This window comes from Streptomyces sp. NPDC039609, from assembly GCF_055596705.1.
The window spans coordinates 72,661-87,579 of record NZ_JBVIUJ010000003.1 but is presented as its reverse complement, the minus strand read 5'-3'; the positions used below and the strand labels follow the sequence as shown (position 1 = coordinate 87,579).

General features: G+C 70.2%; 8 protein-coding genes and 1 pseudogene. 7 read left to right on the top strand and 2 right to left on the bottom strand.

From position 1 onward, the window contains the following. Positions 1 to 242: 242 nt before the first annotated feature. Positions 243 to 1,805: a pectate lyase family protein gene (locus ACZ561_RS09545; RefSeq protein WP_470991573.1), complete on the bottom strand. Its 1,563-nt coding sequence runs from the start codon at positions 1,803 to 1,805 to the stop codon at positions 243 to 245. 255 nt (positions 1,806 to 2,060) lie between these two features. On the opposite strand from ACZ561_RS09545, the pseudogene arfA reads away from it, so the two are divergent. The 7 genes and pseudogenes from arfA to ACZ561_RS09510 all read left to right on the top strand — a co-directional run bounded on the left by arfA (position 2,061) and on the right by ACZ561_RS09510 (position 11,826). Further along, a pseudogene (gene arfA / locus ACZ561_RS09540) lies at positions 2,061 to 3,568 on the top strand (arabinosylfuranosidase ArfA). A 212-nt stretch (positions 3,569 to 3,780) separates the two neighbouring features. After that, positions 3,781 to 5,064, top strand: coding sequence for an ABC transporter substrate-binding protein (locus ACZ561_RS09535; RefSeq protein WP_470991570.1), 1,284 nt, complete (start codon positions 3,781 to 3,783; stop codon positions 5,062 to 5,064). Next, a complete protein-coding gene (locus ACZ561_RS09530) occupies positions 5,064 to 6,092 on the top strand; it encodes a carbohydrate ABC transporter permease (RefSeq protein ID WP_470991567.1) in 1,029 nt (342 codons plus the stop codon). The genes ACZ561_RS09535 and ACZ561_RS09530 overlap by 1 nt, the downstream gene beginning before the upstream one ends. After that, positions 6,089 to 6,982, top strand: coding sequence for a carbohydrate ABC transporter permease (locus ACZ561_RS09525; RefSeq protein WP_470991565.1), 894 nt, complete (start codon positions 6,089 to 6,091; stop codon positions 6,980 to 6,982). Before ACZ561_RS09530 ends, ACZ561_RS09525 begins: the two co-directional genes overlap by 4 nt. 9 nt (positions 6,983 to 6,991) lie before the next feature. Continuing rightward, complete coding sequence (locus tag ACZ561_RS09520; protein ID WP_470991563.1) at positions 6,992 to 7,555, top strand: hypothetical protein; 564 nt, start codon at positions 6,992 to 6,994, stop codon at positions 7,553 to 7,555. Positions 7,556 to 8,016: 461 nt separating this feature from the next. Further along, a complete protein-coding gene (locus tag ACZ561_RS09515; protein WP_470991560.1) occupies positions 8,017 to 10,758 on the top strand; it encodes an exo-rhamnogalacturonan lyase family protein in 2,742 nt (913 codons plus the stop codon). Positions 10,759 to 10,770: 12 nt separating this feature from the next. Further along, positions 10,771 to 11,826: a rhamnogalacturonan acetylesterase gene (locus ACZ561_RS09510; RefSeq protein WP_470991557.1), complete on the top strand. Its 1,056-nt coding sequence runs from the start codon at positions 10,771 to 10,773 to the stop codon at positions 11,824 to 11,826. 63 nt (positions 11,827 to 11,889) lie between these two features. Here the strand turns inward: ACZ561_RS09510 and ACZ561_RS09505 are convergent, their stop codons facing one another. Continuing rightward, the gene (locus ACZ561_RS09505; protein ID WP_470991555.1) at positions 11,890 to 14,793 is read right to left on the bottom strand and encodes a glycoside hydrolase family 2 TIM barrel-domain containing protein; all 2,904 of its coding nucleotides are present in this window, start codon (positions 14,791 to 14,793) and stop codon (positions 11,890 to 11,892) included. Positions 14,794 to 14,919 lie beyond the last annotated feature (126 nt).

Genomic DNA, 14,919 nt, shown 5'->3' with positions numbered 1-14,919 from the left:
CGAGATGGCCGATGTGATCAGTGTCGACGGTATCTCCGGCGGCCAGAGGGTGTCCAGAGTGGGAGACGGGCAGGATCGAAGCGCTTCGACACCTGCTTCCGTCGTGGAGTGCATGAGGGCGACTTCGTCGAGACGGCCTCGCTGAAGCGGCGACCTGCGAGAAGGAGTCGTTGGTGGCGCGGCGGTCGGCCGCCCGGCGGAGCGGCCGACCATCGATGCCGGGGGTCGCGGACCGACGCCCGCTATCCGGCGTAGGTCTCGAACTCGGCGATCTCCGGGGTGCCGGTCGAGCCGGTGATCTCGAAGGTGACCTTGCTCAGTGAGGTCCGCGGGAAGGTGATGGCGCCCGCCCCGCTGCCGGAGGCGAGGACGGTACCCGTGTCGGCGTTGACGACCCGCCAGGAGCCGATGGCGCCCACGGAGCCCGATGCCTCCCGGACGGTGATCGCCGATACGGAGACGGCGGATCCCCACTTGATCGAGATCGCGCCGGTCGAGCCGGCCGGCGACCAGTACGTGCTCATGTCACCGTCGCGGACGTTGCCGAAACTCGTCCCGCTCGCCTTGCTGGATCCGTCGGAGCCGGCGCCGATGCTGAGATTCGTGCCGGAGGGCTGACTGGGCGTCGTCGTCGGGACGGGGGTGGTCGGGGTGGCCGTCGGGCTGGTCGTCGTGGTGCTGGTCGGAGTCGGCGTCTGCGGTGTGCAGGAGCCGTCCGACACCCGCAGACCCTTGCCGGCGCCGGCGGTCTGGCTCACGACGGCCGGGACGCAGGAGGCGGCGTCGAGGGGGTACGCGTACGGGATGGTGACGGTCGTGTTGGACTGCGGGTTCGGCCCGGCCGGGTTGTTCTCGCTTCCGGGGCTGGACCAGGTCACGTTGTCGAAGACGTTTCCGCTGACCTGCCAGAACCCGGCCGCGTCGGTGTAGAAGGTGCCCAGGACGTCCTTGGAGTCCTCGAAGTAGTTGTTGTCGACCTTGGCGCGGGCGCCGGCACGGGAGTTGATGCCGGACTCGTTGAGGCTCGCATAGTGGTTGTTGTACATGTGGGCCGTGCCGCCCCGCAGGAGAGGCGCGCGGGAGTCGATGTTCTCGTACAGGTTGTGGTGGTACGTGATGAAGCTGTTCGAGAGGTCGCTCTCACTGGACCCGACGAGGCCACCGCGGCCGGAGTTGCGCAGGGTGCTGTAGGACAGGGTCACGTACTGGGTGTTGTCCTTCATGTCGAAGAGTCCGTCGAAACCCTCCGACTCCCCGCCCGAGGCCTCCAGGGTGACGTGATCGACCCAGACGTTGCGGACGCCGCTCTCCATACCGATGGCGTCACCACCGTTGGACGTCGGAGAGCCGGACTTCTTGACGTTCCTGACGGTCACGTTCTGGATGACGATGTTGCTGGACTCGCGTATGTGGATGCCCAGTTGGTCGAAGAGAGCTCCCGCTCCGACCCCGACGATGGTGACGTTGCTGATCTGCTTGAGCTCGATCACACCGTCGGCGGTGTTGCAACTGGCGCCCGAGACCTTGCTGGTGTTGCCGTGGTTGATGGTCCCCTCGACCTCGATGGTGATCGGGGTACTGCTGCTGGCCCGGCCGCACAGGGCGGCGTGGATCGCGGTCCCCGTGGTGGCCCGCACCGTCTGCCCGCCGGCGCCACCCGTGGTCCCGCCGTTCTGTGTCGCGTACCCGGTGGCGCCACCGGTGGCCGCCGAGGCCTCGGGCATCAACAGAACCGCCCCGGTCCCGGCCGCGACGGCCATCGTGGCCATCGCCGCGGACAGTCGCCGCGCGACTGTTCGTCTCATCCTGGTCTCCCTACGTCGTCGAGCACCGGCCGTCGGCACTCCGACCCGTAGTCGCCACGACGGCCACGGAAGTTGCCGCCCTCCTCGCTGATTCCGCGATGCCGGCAGAGCGAGTGGTGGACCACCACCTTCCGTGAAGGGCGTTCTCTTGACGTGCCAAGTCGCCCGACCTACCGTCCCGTTCGAAGTCACGACTGTTGGTCGAAATTTCGAACAACGGGACGTGGGGGTCCGCCCCCGTTCGAAGGGAACCGCATGCCCCGTGCCGCCGCCCGACTCACCCTCGATCCGGCCTTCACCGTGGGCCCCGTCGATCCCCGGCTCTTCGGCTCGTTCGTCGAGCACCTCGGTCGTTGCGTCTACACCGGCATCCACGAGCCCGGCCACCCCGCCGCCGACGCCGACGGAATACGCACCGACGTCCTCGACCTCGTCCGCGAACTGGGTGTCACGGTCATCCGCTACCCCGGCGGCAACTTCGTCTCCGGCTACCGGTGGGAGGACGGGGTCGGCCCGCTCGACGAGCGGCCCCGCCGCCTCGACCTCGCCTGGCGCTCCACCGAGACCAACCGCTTCGGTCTCGGCGAGTTCATCGCCTTCGTGCGGAAGGCAGGCCCGCAGGTCGAGCCCATGATGGCCGTCAACCTCGGCACACGCGGTGTCGCCGAGGCCCTGGACCTCCTCGAGTACGCCAACCACCCGTCCGGCACCGAGCTCTCCGAGCGGCGCATCGCCCACGGCGACAAGGACCCCTTCGGCATCCGGCTGTGGTGTCTGGGCAACGAGATGGACGGGACGTGGCAGACCGGCCACAAGACCGCCGAGGAGTACGGCAGGCTCGCCGCCGAGACCGCCCGCGCCCTCCGCCGGATCGACCCCGGACTCGAACTGGTCGCGTGCGGCAGCTCGCATCGCGGCATGGAGACGTTCGCCGCCTGGGAGGCCACCGTCCTCGCGGAGACCTACGACGCGGTCGACCACATCTCCCTGCACGCCTACTACGAGGAGGTCGACGGCGACCGCGACTCCTTCCTCGCATCCGCCGTCGACATGGAGGCCTTCATCGAAGCCGTCGTCGCCACCTGCGACCACGTCGGCGCCCGGCTCACGTCGTGCAAGAAGATCACCCTCTCCTTCGACGAGTGGAACGTCTGGTACCAACGCCGACCCAATCCGCACCCCGTGGAGGAGTGGCAGGAGGCGCCGCGCATCCTGGAGGACGTCTACACGGTCACCGACGCCGTCGTCCTCGGCTCGCTCCTCATCGCTCTGCTGCGCCACGCCGACCGGGTGTCCGTCGCCTGCCTCGCCCAACTCGTCAACGTGATCGCGCCGATCATGACCGAGCCCGGCGGGGCGGCCTGGCGGCAGACCACCTTCCATCCCTTCGCCCAGGCGTCCCGGTACGGCCGCGGCACGGTTCTCGACGTCCGGGTGGACTCGCCGACGTACGCGACCGCGCGCTCGGCGCCGTACCGCTGCTGCACGCCACCGCCGTACGGAACGACGACGGGGGAGTGACCCTCTTCGCGGTCAACCGTGACCGGGGCCGGCCCCTCCCGCTCGACGTGACCCTGCACGGCCTGGAGCTGAACCGTGTCGTCGAGCACTCGGCGCTCGCCGACGCCGACCCCGAGGCGCGCAACACCGTCGACGAACCCGATCGGGTCCGCCCGCATCGCGTGGACGGCTCCGCCCTCACGGACGGCCGGTTGAACGCCGTCCTGGAGCCGATGTCCTGGAACGTGATCCGGCTGGCCTGACTCACCGGAGAAGATGGCAAGTGAATCCTTTCAGTTCGAGGCTCCCGACGTTCCGAGTGTGTCTCTCCGGGCTGTATCGCCATGCTGAACCCCGGCAGATAGGACTGCTTCAATCGATCCTGTCCAAAATATTGACGAGCGCAGCGGCCCTCCTTACGTTGGCTCGGCAAGCGCTTTCCTAAAACGTTTCAATCGTGCGTGGAGGACGAAGAGTGCGTACTCAAGGGACGGTCGACCGACGCGGTCTGCTCAAGGTGGCGGGCGGCTCCCTGGCCGCTCTCGGCCTGACCGCGGCGGGGTGTGGCAACGGCAGTGGCTCGGGCGACGGGACCGTCACCATCCGGTACGCCTGGTGGGGGTCCGACGACCGCGCCAAGCGGATCAACCAGACGATCGCGCTCTTCGAGAGGAAGTTCCCGAAGATCAAGGTCAAGACGGACTTCCAGCCGTACACCGACTTCTGGAAGAAGTTCAACACCCAGGCCTCGGGCGGCAACCCGCCGGACGTCTTCCAGAACGCGATCGCCTTCCTGCGCAAGTACGACGCCAAGAACGTCCTGCTCGACCTCGACCAGCAGGTCAAGGCCGGCAACCTCCGCACCGAGGGCTTCCGGGCCGGACTGGAGAAGTTCGGCGAGGTCGACGGCAAGCTGCTCGGCGTCCCCGTGGGCAGCAACTCGATGGCTCTCGTCATCGACAAGCACGTCTACACCCGGGCGGGCGTCACGCCCCGACAGGGCTGGACCTGGGCCGACTTCGACGCGGCGATGAAGAAGATCCGCGACAGCGGCGGCCGGGCGGGCGACAGCGGCATGTACGGCGTGATGTACCTCTACGACCTGTACCTGCGCCAGCAGGGCAAGGCCTTCTTCACCGAGAAGGGCCTGGGCTTCACCGAGGCCGACCTGACCGACTGGTGGACCAAGGCGGAGCGGGACAGCAGGTCCGGCGTCGTGGCGAACACCAAGAAGGTCGTCCAGGCCAAGCCCAAGTCCGCGGTGACCGCCGACCTCGCCGCCGGCGAGTTCACCTGGGACAACTTCACCAACCGCTACACCGCCGAGGGCAAGAGCGAGTACGGCCTCGCGCCGATCCCCACCACCGACGGCAGGAAGACCGGTCAGTACCTCGGCTCCCTGATGCTCAGCGGCTCCAAGCGCACCAAGCACCCCAAGGAAGTCGCCCAGTTCATCGACTTCATGGTCCACGACCCCGAGGTCGCCACGATCATGGGTTACGACCGTGGGGTCCCCGCGACCGTCGCGCAGTACGAGGCGTTCCGGCCCACCGACCCGGTCGCCAAGGAGATCGCCGCGTACGAGCAGTCCCTGGTCGACGCGGGTGTCCTCGAGCCGATCACCCCGCACCCGTCCGGCGCCGATGTCTGCGAGTCGGCCTTCCTCCGTCTCGCGGAGGAACTGGGTCTTGGCACGCGGTCGGTGGACGAGGCGGTCAAGCAGTTCTTCACCGAGTCGAAGACGGCTCTCGGCAGCTGATGGGATCGACCGTGACCCACGCCCCCGCCGCGGGAGTCGGTGACCCCGCCACCCAGGGCTCGGGGCCGCTCCACGCACCGGACCGCGGACCGGACCTCGCTCCGCACCTCGCCGCCGCCCGAAAGCGGCGTGACCGCAGGGAGAATCTGGCCGGCTATCTCTTCATGTCCCCGTGGATGGCGGGGTTCCTGTTGCTGACGGCGGGCCCGATGGTCGCCTCTCTGTACTTCGCGTTCACCGACTACAACCTCTTCGACTCCCCGAGGTGGATCGGCTTCGCGAACTTCACCGAGATGTTCGGCGACCCGCGCTGGCGCCACTCCGTCTCCGTGACCCTGTGGTACGTCGTCATCGGGACGCCGCTCAAGCTGCTGCTCGCTCTCGGGGTGGCGCTGCTGCTGGCCCAGAGCCGACGCGGACAGGGCTTCTACCGCGCCGCGTTCTACGCTCCTTCGCTGATCGGAGCGAGCGTGTCCGTGGCCATCGTCTGGAAGGCGATCTTCTCCGACGGAGCGGTCGTGGACCGGGCCCAGAGCACACTGTTCGGCGTGGACGTCGGCGGCTGGATCGGCGATCCCGCATGGATCCTGTACGCCCTGGTGGCGCTGACCGTCTGGCAGTTCGGCGCACCCATGGTGATCTTCCTGGCCGGCCTCAAGCAGGTTCCGCGCGAGCTGTACGAGGCCGCAGAGGTGGACGGCGCCGGACCCTGGCGCCGGTTCTGGAACATCACGCTGCCGATGATTTCGCCGGTGCTCTTCTTCAACGTCCTGCTGGAGACCATCCATTCGTTCCAGATCTTCGCCTCGGCCTACATCGTCGGCGGAGGAGCGGGCGGCAACGCCTGCGGTCCGGCGGACGGCTCGCTCGTCTACACCTGTTACCTCTACGTCCAGGGTTTCGAGAACAGCCGGATGGGCCTCGCCTCGGCCATGGCGTGGATGCTGCTCCTCGCCGTCGCGGCCGTCACGGCGGTGCTGTTCTGGTCCCAGAAGCGCTGGGTGCACTACGAGGAGGCGGCTCGATGAGCATGTCCCGTACGGTACGACCCGCACGCACGCCGTCGGCCTCGGCCGGCTTCCGGCGCCGGAGCGCGGGCTCGCTCGCCTGGCACGTGGGTTCGCTCGCGGTCCTCGCGGTGGTGCTCTATCCCGTGGTGTGGGTGCTCGGCGCCTCGTTCAAGGAGGGCGACGAGATCGTCGGCAGCCTGGAGCTGTTTCCCACCGATCCCGTCGTCAGGAACTACACCCGCCTGACCGAGGGCATCGCCGACATCCCGATCTCCACCTTCTTCCTCAACTCCACCGTCCTCGCGGTCGGATCCGTGATCGGGGTGCTGCTGTCCTCGTCGCTGACGGCGTACGCCTTCGCGCGCATCAGGTTCGCGGGACGCAATCTGATGTTCGCGCTGATGATCGGCACCCTGCTGCTGCCGTACCACGTGCTTCTGATCCCGCAGTACGTGCTGTTCCAGAAGATGGACGTCATCGACACCTATACGCCGCTGCTTCTGGGCAAGTACCTGGCCGTCGACGCCTTCTTCGTCTTCTTGATGGTCCAGTTCATGCGCAACCTGCCCAAGGAGCTGGACGAGGCGGCCCGGCTGGACGGCTGTGGCCACCTGCGGATCTACTGGTCGATCGTGCTGCCTCTGTGCCGGCCGGCGCTGATCACCAGCGCGATCTTCACGTTCATCAACACCTGGAACGACTTCATGGGCCCGTTGATCTACGTCAACACGCCTGAGAAGTACACCGTGGCCCTGGGGTTGAAGATGTTCGTCGACCAGGAGGGAGTGGCCGACTACGGAGGCATGATCGCGATGTCACTGGTGGCGCTGCTGCCGGTGCTGCTCTTCTTCCTCGCCTTCCAGCGGTATCTGATCGACGGTATGGCCACGTCCGGGCTCAAGGGCTGAGGGGGCGGGATGAGAGCGCGTGTCCTCGCGCGGTTCGGGGTCTTCGCCGAATGCCTGCTCGTCGGGGTGTGGATCGCCCTCGCCTCCCTGCCGCTGCTCACCTTGCCCGCGGCGCTGGCGGCCGGGGCGGCGCATCTGCGCCGCTGGACCGGCGGAGTCGAGGGCGGGTGGAGGGAGTTCGTCGCGGATCTGCGCTCCGCGGTGCGCCGGGGCTGGCTCGTGGGGCTCGCGGTCTGGGTGGCGCTCGCCCTGCTGGGGGCCGACCTCGCGATCGTACGGGCGGGGCTGCCGGGTGGTCGGTTCGTGGGCGCGGTCGGGGTCCTGGCGATGCTCGCGCTGATCGTGACCGTGCTGAGGGCGTCCACGGCCTGGCGCCCGAACGCCTCGTGGCGTGCCCTGCTGCGCGCCGCCGCCCGCCGCACGCTCGGCGACCCCGCGGGCTCGCTGCTCGTCGTCTGCGGTCTCGGCGTGATCGCCGCGTCCGCCTGGTTCGCGGCGCCACTCGCGCCGCCTGCGCTGGGGGTGGTGGTGGCGGCGACGCTCGCGGCGGAACACCGCGCACGTCTTTCCTGACGTCTGGGGCGGGGGCGGCGGCGCGGGGGCACGGTCCCACCGCGGTGCGTGCGTGCCCCGCCGGGTCGTGCCCCACCGCTTCCGCGGGCCGCTGCCCACGCGCGTGTGGGCAGGGCGCCCTGCCGGAACGGATCCCACCTGGTTGTGGGCAGGCGCTTCGCTGGGGCGGCGCCCCCCTCAACCCCCGCCGCCCGCCTGGTTGTGGGCAGGCGCGGGACCCCCAGCCCCAGCGGAACAGTCGCCCACAACGGGGGTGGGTGGCGCAGCCGTCAGCGTGGGCGCTGCCCTGCGGAACGAATGCCCACAACGGGGGTGGCGAGCGGGCGGCACGTGGTGGGCACCGCCCCAGCGGAACGCGTGCCCACCACGTGTGGGGCGCCGCCCCCTGCGCGCCCCGCTCCAGCGGAACGAAGGACGCCCCCAGCCCCACCCTCCATGTCATGACCATGAAAGGACCTCCCATGCCCCCCATCCCCCGCCGCTCTCTCCTCAAAGCCGCCACCCTCGCCGGTGCCGCCGCGCAGTTCAGTTGGGCCCTCGGTCGCGGCGACGCCCGGGCCGCCGCGACCGCCGCGACCGCCGCGGTCCCCGCGGCGGGCCGGCCCGCGACCGTCACCTGGCTCGAGGCCGGTGGCCTCGGGGCCGCGCCCGGGTCCACGTTCGGGGTGCCGTGGCCCAAGGGCCCCCACCCCGAGGGTCAGGACTTCGCGCTCACCACCGCCGACGGCAGGAACGTCCCCGTACAGACCTGGACCACCGCCCGCTGGCCCGACGGCTCGCTCAAGTGGACCGCGCACGCGGTCGGCCCCGAGGCCGCAGGGGCGGACGAGTTCACCCTCGCGCCCGGAACCCCCGCCGCAGGACCGAAGGTGGTCACCGTCACCGAGACCGGCCGCCGGATCACCGTCGACACCGGCACCATCAAGGCCGTCATCTCCAAGGACGGCGAGAAGCTCGTCGACTCCGTGACCCGCAGCACCGTCAAGATCGCCACCGACGGCCGGCTCGTCCTGCTCCGCCAGAGCGACCTCGACGACGGGGACCACGGCAACGCCACGTGGGAGCGGTTCGACGGCGAGATCGCCGGGGCGACCGTCGAGCAGTCCGGACCCGTCCGCGCCGTCATCCGGGTCGACGGCAAGCACCGCAAGGCCAGGCGCAGTTGGCTGCCGTTCTCCGTACGCCTCTACTTCTACGCCGGCAGCGAGTCCTTCCGGATGGTGCACACCATCACCTACGACGGAGACCAGCACAAGGACTTCATCCGCGGCCTCGGCGTCCGCTTCACCGTCCCCCTGCGTGACACCGCCTACGACCGCCACATCCGCATCGCCGGCGAGGGCGAGGGCTTCCTCACCGAGGCCGTCCAAGGCATCACCGGCCTGCGCCGTGACCCCGGCGCCGCCGTCCGTACGGCCCAGGTCAAGGGCGAGAAGCTGCCCGACCCGGCCACCTGGGACCAGCGGGTCACCACCCGGCTGCGGTACATCCCCGCCTGGGGCGACTACACCCTCGCCCAGCTCTCCTCCGACGGCTTCACCCTGCGCAAGCGCACCAAGTCCGGTCACGGGTGGATCCCGGCAGGCGGCGGCGGAAGGGCGAACGGCTTCGGCTACGTCGGCGGGGTCAGCGGCGGACTCTCCTTCGGGCTCCGCGACTTCTGGCAGAAGCACCCGGCCCAGCTCGACATCCGGGGCGCCGCCGGTGACGCCGCCGAGGTCACCCTCTGGCTCTGGTCGCCCGAGGCGCAACCCATGGACCTGCGCTTCTACCACGACGGCATGGGCCAGGACACCTTCCCCGAGCAGCTCGAGGGCCTGAACATCACCTACGAGGACTACGAGCCCGGCTTCGGCACCCCATACGGCATCGCCCGCACCAGCGAGCTGATGTTCTGGGCCAACGCCGCCACCCCCACCGCCGACACGCTCGTCGCCCAGGCCGCCGCCGTCCGCACGCCGCCCCAGCTCGCCGCGAGCCCCGAGGACCTGACCCGCGCCGGGGTCTTCGGCGGACTCTTCGCGCCCGTCGACCGCTCCACCCCCGCCAAGGCGACCATCGAGGACCACCTCGACTACCTCTTCACGTACTACAGGGACCAGACCGAACAGCGCCGCTGGTACGGCTTCTGGGACTACGGCGACATCATGCACACCTACGACGAGGACCGGCACCAGTGGCGGTACGACGTCGGAGGCTACGCCTGGGACAACTCCGAACTCTCGCCCGACCTCTGGCTCTGGTACGCCTATCTGCGTTCCGGTCGCGCGGACGTCTTCCGCTTCGCGGAGGCGATGACGCGCCACACCGGCGAGGTCGACGTCTACCACCTGGGCACCTGGGCCGGCCTCGGTACCCGCCACGGCGTCCAGCACTTCGCCGACAGCGCCAAGCAGCAGCGCATCTCGACGGCCGTCTACCGCCGCCCGTACTACTTCCTCACCGCGGACGAACGCGTCGGTGACCTCATGCACGCCCTGGTCGACTCCGACGAGACCTTCCTCGTCCTCGACCCCATCCGCAAGATCCGCACCGAGCCGTACACCCCCGACCGGCACGCCCTGTCCATCGGCTTCGGGACCGACTGGAGCGGACTCGCCGCCGCCTGGCTCACCGAGTGGGAACGCGGCGGACCCAAGGCCGCCAAGGCCGAGGCCCGGCTGCGCTCCACCATGGAGACCATCGCCGCCCAGCCCAACGGTTTCGTGCAGGGCACGGGACTGTACGACCTCGACACCGGCCGGTTCGCCGTCGCGACCGAGCCCGTCGTCGGCGTGTCCCACCTGTCCGCCATGTTCGGCCTCGTCGAGATGTGCGCCGAGCTCATCGACCTCATCGACATGCCCGCGTTCAGGGCGGCCTGGCTCGACTACTGCCGCTACTTCAACGCCACCAAGACCGAACAGACCGCCCGGTACGGCAAGAACTTCGGCACCCTGCTCCTCTTCCAGGGCCACTCACGCCAGGACGCGTACGCCGCCGCCCAGCTGAACGACCCCCAGCTGGCGACGAGGGCGTGGCAGAAGTTCCACGACAGCGACGGGTACACGAAGGCCATGGTGTGGGACAAGACCCCGGTCCGGGGCCCGGCCGCGCTGGAGCCCGGCTACGAGCACCTGTGGATCAGCACCAACACCACCGCGCTGTTCGGACTCGCCGCCATCCAGAACCTCGCCCTCATCGGCGACAGCCTTCCGGCGTAGTAAGGAGAGGCCATGACACGCACCACCCGGCTCACCGCCGCCGCGACCGTCGTCGCCGCGCTCACCGCCGCCACCCTCGGCGCCGCCCCCGCCCACGCCGACAGCCCCGACGGCAAGGGCCTCGACCACTGCACCACCACGGCACCGATCGCCTGCCACTTCGACATCCCGCCCGGCACGTACCACGTCCAGGTCACCCTTGGCGGGGACACCGCGGGCTCCACGTCCGTGACCGCCGAGACCCGGCGGGCCATGCTCGCCGAGACGGCCACGGACACCGGGGAGAGGGTCCATCGCTCGTTCACCGTCGACGTTCGCGCCTCCGAGGGCGAGCCGACGGGACCCGCGGGCAGCCCCGGCCTCGACCTGACCTTCGGCGGTACGGCACCGCTCCCCGCCGGAGTGGTCGTCACCCCGGCCCCGGCCGCCCCACGGATCTTCCTCATCGGGGACTCGACGGTCTGCGACCAGCCGGGGGACCCGTACGCGGGGTGGGGCCAGCGGCTCCCTCAGTACCTCAAACGCGGAGTCGCGGTCGCCAACCACGCCGACTCCGGTGAGAGCACGGTGAGTTATCTCGCCAACCCGGCCCTCTTTCCGGCCGTCCAGCCGCTCGTCCGCCGTGGTGACGCGGTCCTGATCCAGCTCGCCCACAACGACAAGCAGACGGACGCGGCGACCTACCGCGCCAACCTCACCACCCTCGTCGAGGGCGTACGGGAACGGGGTGGCCGGCCCGTCCTCGTGACCCCGATCGTCCGCCGCTGGTTCAACACCGACGGCACCCTGAACAACGGGACCGCCCTGCTGGTCAACGGCCTCGGCGTGGACCACCCCGCCGAGGTCCGCCGTCTGGCGGCCGACCTCGCCACCCCGCTGATCGACCTCACGGCCCTCACCAAGGCGATGGTCGAGGAGCTCGGTCCGGAGGCGTCCAAGGCGCTGTACCTGACGACCGAGAAGAAGGACAACACCCACACCTCGGTGCACGGGGCCACCGAGTACGCCGCCCTCGTCGTCGGTGAACTGAGGGCCCAGAGGATCGTTCCCGAGCGCCTGATCCGCTGAGAGCCGCTCCGCGGCCGGCCGACTGACGCGCCGGCCGGCCGCAGGACGCGGGGACGTCACGGTTCACGCGGTGCCGCCGGCGCCGCGCGCGTCGAGGGACGTGAAGGTGGGCTCGAACGTGAAGGCGAACGTCGCGGGGGCGGCGTCCAGCCGGTACTCCGGCAGGACCCCAGGGCCGCAGGACTGCGAGCCGATGCCCTGCTGGGCGTGGTCGAGGGTGAGCCACACCGTGTCGCCGGGCGTGAGGTCGCCGTGGTGCTCGGCGGCGTCGAGCTGCTCGCTGGTCCAACGGCGGGCGGTGAACCAGAACAGCGGGTCTCCCTCGACCCTCAATCCGGTCGATCCGTCGCCGAGTTCGACCCACCGGGTGTCGATCCGGGCGCCGTTCTCCTGCGGGCGTACATAGGGTGTCTGCAGCTCGTCCACCGTGGCCTCCCAGCGGCCGGTCCGCGCCGCCGCACGTGTGTCGGGGTATGCCTCGCCCGGTCCGCCGCCGAACCATGCCGCCTGGTCCACGGCAGCCGGGAGGCCGAGGCGGACGCCGAGCCGGGGCAGGGGCAGCCGCCACTCGCCCTCGGGCGTGACGCTCACCGTCAGCCGGAGCCTCGTCCCGTCCGACGTCCACCGGTACGTGGTCACGAGGCCGAGGTCCTGGGCCGCCGATGCCACCCGGGTCCGTACCGTCAGCGCCTCGGCGTCCGTCTCCACGGCGTCGATCCGATGCCGCATCCGGTGCAGACCGAGCTCGCGCCAGAGCAGTCCGTAGCGCTCGTCCGGCTGCCAGGCCGCGCCGTTGTCGTTGTCGGTCGGCGCCCGCCAGACGTCCAGGCGTAGGCCCGTGAGCGGGATCCCGCCGATGGCCAGCGGCTCGCCCGTACGGGCGTCGAAGGAGCCCGGACCGAGGGTGATCCGCCCGGCGTGCCGAACCGGCGGCGCACCGGCCGCCGCAGTGGGCGGCACCGGCCCGCCGACGGCGAGCTGTCCCCAGGCGATCTCGTGGCCCGACGCCGCCCACGGCGTGTCGTGCGCGAGCAGCGCCCGGACCGTCCAGTGCGCCTCGCGGTCCGTCCGGTCGACGGGAGGCGCCGGCAGCGCGATCTCCGCGCTCTCGCCGGGTGCGAGCCCGGGCACCGTCAGCCGTCCGGTCCCGGCCGTCTCTCCGTCGACCGCGAAGGCCCACGTGAAGGCGAGGCCGGCAAGGTCGGCGAAGTCGTACCCGTTGGTGATCCGGACCGTGTTCTCGGCGGTGCCCGCCTCGATGCGGACCGGCTCGATCACCTTCTTGTACTCGACCAGGCCCGGCGACGGTGTCCGGTCGGGGAAGAGGAGCCCGTCGCAGACGAAGTTCCCGTCGTGCAGCTCCTCGCCGAAGTCGCCGCCGTATCCGTAGCCGTACTCCGGGTGGACGAGCCCGTGGTCGATCCACTCCCAGACGAAGCCGCCCTGACAGCGCTCGTACCTCTCGAACAGCCGCTGGTAGTCGGCGAGTCCCCCGGGTCCATTGCCCATGGCGTGCCCGTACTCGCAGAGAATGAAGGGGAGTTCGCGCCGAGCCGCCGGGCCCGGGTCCTCCCGGCGTCCGATCCGCTCGACCTCGGCGTGCGGGGCGTACATCCGTGAGTAGACGTCCGTGTCCTCGCAGGAGAGGTCGCCCTCGTAGTGGACGAGCCGCGAGGGGTCGCGGTCGCGGATCCACTCGGCCATCGCGGTGAGCCCGGCGCCCGTGCCGCACTCGTTGCCGAGGGACCAGACGATCACGGAGACGTGGTTCTTGTCGCGCTCGACCATCCGTGCCGCCCGGTCGAGCAGAGCGGGGGTCCAGCGCGCGTCGTCGACCGGGTTGGAGCGCCGGCCGAGATCCTGGAATCCGTGCGTCTCCAGATCGCACTCGTCGATCACCCACAGGCCGTACTCGTCGCACAGATCGAGGAAGGCGGGGTGCGGCGGATAGTGGGAGGTGCGTACGGCGTTGATGTTGTGGAGCTTCATCAGCTCGACGTCCCGGCGCATGGTGGCCAGGTCGACGCTCCGGCCACGCTCCGGGTGGAACTCATGTCGGTTCACGCCCCGGAAGAGGATCCGGCGACCGTTGACCTTGATCACGCCGTCCTCGACGGCGACCGTACGGAACCCGATGCGCAGGGGGATCCGTTCACCCCCGGCGGCCAGTTCGCCGTCGTACAGCCGGGGCGTCTCCGCCGTCCACGGCTCGACCGGTACCGTGACCGACTCGCCCGTTCCGATGTCGATGCCCAGCTCGGGCACCGTGACCCGGCCGGGCACGTCGCACTCCACCCGCAGGGTGCCCGTGCCGTCGGTGTGGTCGTACGAGAGATGGGTGAAGAAGTCGCCGGCCGCGCCCTCGGGGCGGTGCAGCAGCGTCACGTCGCGGAAGATGCCCGGGAGCCACCACTGGTCCTGGTCCTCCAGATAGGACCCGGACGACCACTGGTGGACCCGGACGGCGAGCACATTGCCGCGCTCCTTCAGCAGTGGTCCGACGGCGAACTCGTGCGGCAGTCGCGAGCCCTTGAACTCGCCCAGCTCCTCGCCGTTGAGCCACACCCGTGCCGCGGACTCGACACCGCCGAAACGCAGCACGGCCTCGCCCCCATCCGGCCAGATCTCCGGCAGGTCGAAGCGGCGCAGATGGTCACCCGTGGGGTTCTCGGTCGGGACGCGCGGCGGATCGACCGGAAACGGATAGACGACATTGGTGTACGCGGGCGCCCCGTGGTCCTTGCCCTGGAGCACCCAGTGCCCCGGCACGGCGATCTCCTCCCAGGCGCCGGCGTCGTACCCCTCGGAGGCGAAGGACTCGTCCTCGGTGTCCGCCGCCGGCGAGAGCCGGAACCGCCAGGCTCCGCAGAGGGAGAGGGAGACGGCATCCGAGCGGGCGTACCAGGCCCGAGGCGGCAGCCCGCCGCACCCGGGGGAGACGTCTTCGTACCAGGGCAGGGTGGACATGGGGCTCCTGTGGGAGAGGAGGGAATGGGGAGGTCACCAATGCAGAAAGCGATTTCCGTCGGCCCTCATCCCACCGTGGGGTCGCGGTCACCACAACCCCGTCGGCCCGCCGGACTGTTGGACTCT